The 2,303-nt window shown below is 68.5% G+C and carries 4 protein-coding genes; 2 read left to right on the top strand and 2 right to left on the bottom strand.

The genetic code is table 11. The annotated features are described in order from the left end of the window. Together G3I60_RS43525 and G3I60_RS43520 are read right to left on the bottom strand one after the other, a co-directional pair. Positions 1–502: DEAD/DEAH box helicase (locus tag G3I60_RS43525; protein WP_164608536.1), on the bottom strand; the 502-nt coding region annotated here is incomplete at its 3' end. A 374-nt stretch (positions 503–876) separates the two neighbouring features. After that, positions 877–1,080 carry a cold-shock protein gene (locus tag G3I60_RS43520; RefSeq protein ID WP_145801666.1) on the bottom strand — a complete coding sequence of 68 codons (204 nt, stop codon included), beginning with the start codon at positions 1,078–1,080 and terminating at the stop codon, positions 877–879. Between the two features lie 287 nt (positions 1,081–1,367). Between G3I60_RS43520 and G3I60_RS43515 the strand changes: the two genes are divergently transcribed. Beyond that, on the top strand, positions 1,368–1,685 hold the full coding sequence (locus G3I60_RS43515) for an SCO5918 family protein (RefSeq protein ID WP_164297706.1): 318 nt from the start codon (positions 1,368–1,370) through the stop codon (positions 1,683–1,685). Between the two features lie 395 nt (positions 1,686–2,080). After that, positions 2,081–2,303: hypothetical protein (locus G3I60_RS43510; protein ID WP_164608535.1), on the top strand; the 223-nt coding region annotated here is incomplete at its 3' end.

Below are 2,303 nucleotides of genomic sequence, written 5' to 3'. Positions count from 1 at the left end.
CCTGCTGGGCGAGCTCACGGGTCGGGACCAGGACCAGAGCCAGCGGCTGCAGCGGTTCGGCGCGCTGACCGGCGGTCCTGGCCAGCAGCGCCAGACCGAAGGCGAGGGTCTTGCCGGAACCGGTACGCCCGCGGCCCAGCACGTTGCGTCCCGCCAGGGCGTTGGGCAGCGTCGCGCCCTGGATGGGGAACGGCACCGCCATGCCCTCGTGCGCCAGCGTCGCCAGCAGAGCGGCCGGCATGTCCAACGCCGCGAAAGTCTCCACCGCGGGCAGCGCCGGAGTGAGGGTGACCGGCAGGGCGAACTCACCCTGAACGGACGGGCGTCGGCTTGAACCGCCGGAGCGGCCCGAGCCCGCGTAACCACCGGAACGGCCGGAGCCACCGGATCCCGCATAGCCGCCGGAACGGCTCGGGGCCGAACGGCTGTAGCTGCCGGCGCCCGAAGCACCGCGGCGGCTGGTGGAGCTGGAATACGAGCGATTGGAACGAACGGGGTTCAAGGAGAACCTTCCTGGACACGGCACGCATCCAGGAAGCCCCAGCAGCGAACACGCCGCACGAAGGCATCACAGAGACGAACCGAAAGAATGAGCGGAAACGGAGCGGGATCGAAGCGGCGCGGAGTAATCCGCGCGAACACGCTTCGCCACGAGCGGCACTGCCAGAAATGGCGGCCGGAGCTGGACCGTATCGGATGGGCCCTGGGCAGTGAACGCAGCACGGTCGTGGACCGTGGAGCCGCCTGCCGTGCGGCTGGAACTGATGCCCGCAGCGGCCCCGCCCCGCGACGAGCGGAGGGCAAGGGGGCCTGCGAGCGGCGGGTAGGGCCCGCAACCTTGCGGTGCGGGCCCTACCCGGTGGTGCGCGTCAGTGCTTAGGCGGGAACGATGTTCTCCGCCTGCGGGCCCTTCTGGCCCTGCGTGACGTCGAAGGAGACCTTCTGGCCTTCCTGCAGCTCGCGGAAGCCCTGGGCGGCGATGTTCGAGTAGTGGGCGAAGACGTCAGCGCCGCCGCCGTCCTGCTCGATGAAGCCGAAGCCCTTTTCCGCGTTGAACCACTTCACGATGCCAGTAGCCATGTGTGTCTCCTCAAGACAGGGGGCAGAACCGAAAACCGCACTGTGCGGAGTCCGCGTCGCCGCAATGAGCCCATCCGGAGATGACCGGCCAAAACAAAAAATGCACCCACGGGTCACGCCCGTCGAGTGCACACAAAGTTCATGGGTACCACAACTGCAACTGGCAACAACGTAGCACGAACACCGGCCCTCGTGCCGGATTTCCCATCGGCGGGTTGATCTTCCCGCCGGAGGTCCGGATGTGGGACTCTGAGGGATCCGCCATCCCCTCTCTCTGCTGAGGTCCTATGCGTTGCATCATCGCCGGCTTCCCGTTCGACCTGGTCAAGAGTGAAGTCCAGGACAGGATGCGGGGCATCAAGCCGGAAGCGGTCACCGGAGAATCCGTGATCATCAGCCGCCGCACCTACCCCGTCAAGCAGGTCGGCCAGATCCTCACCCGACAGGACCGGCGTGACTTCACCGCCGAGCAGATCACCCGGGCCATGACGCGACTCGGCTTCACCTGCCGCCCCACACCCCACGCTGCTGCTGTGACTGCCGCCGCTGTTTTCAGCCCACTCCAGGCCGCGGCAGCGATGCTGGGTACACCCGCCTACAGCTGACCGGCCCACCGCACTCCATGTGACCTCAGCAGCCGTGGCCCCACCCGCTTCCTGGCCGGCCCGGGCCACGCAGGCCGTTACCTTCCGTGATGCCGCCGCACCGTGGCCTGCTACCCGACCACCCGACTTCACCGAGCGTCTGCCAAAAGGTAGCTCCGGACCCACGTCAGCCTGCCCGCCGGCAGCCCGTATCCGTCGTCTCCACACCCGTCCAACGACCCGGCAAGGCTGCGGAATCAGCCGGCAGGCCCTGCGGGCGGGCGACCCGGCACGCCAGCGCCCGCCTAGCAGGCTCTGGTCGGGGAATCGAGGTGTCCTCCAGCGCGAACCTTGTGCGCCGGTAGGGGAGTTGGGAGTCTGTGGTGCTCCGGGGTGGAGCGGGAACTGCTGTGCGGATGGCGGTGGTCGTGGTGGAGCGGTGGTCGGGGTTACGCCGGGTCAGCCAGGCGGCGGCGGGCGATACCGCGGGGTTGCCAGGGCGTTTGTGTCACGCGTTGCGCGAGGCGCTGGAGGCGGACTGGGCGGTGATGTCCCTGCACAGTGATACGCCCGGCCGCCAGCTGCTCGCGGTGAGCGGCATACCGGCGCTGCGGCTGGAGGAGCTGGAGTTTCTGGTGG

Origin of the sequence: Streptomyces sp. SID13666 (assembly GCF_010548325.1) — a bacterium.
Taxonomy (GTDB): domain Bacteria; phylum Actinomycetota; class Actinomycetes; order Streptomycetales; family Streptomycetaceae; genus Actinacidiphila; species Actinacidiphila fildesensis.
The sequence above is the reverse complement of the archived record's forward strand: the minus strand, read 5'-3'. Positions and strand labels throughout refer to the sequence as shown.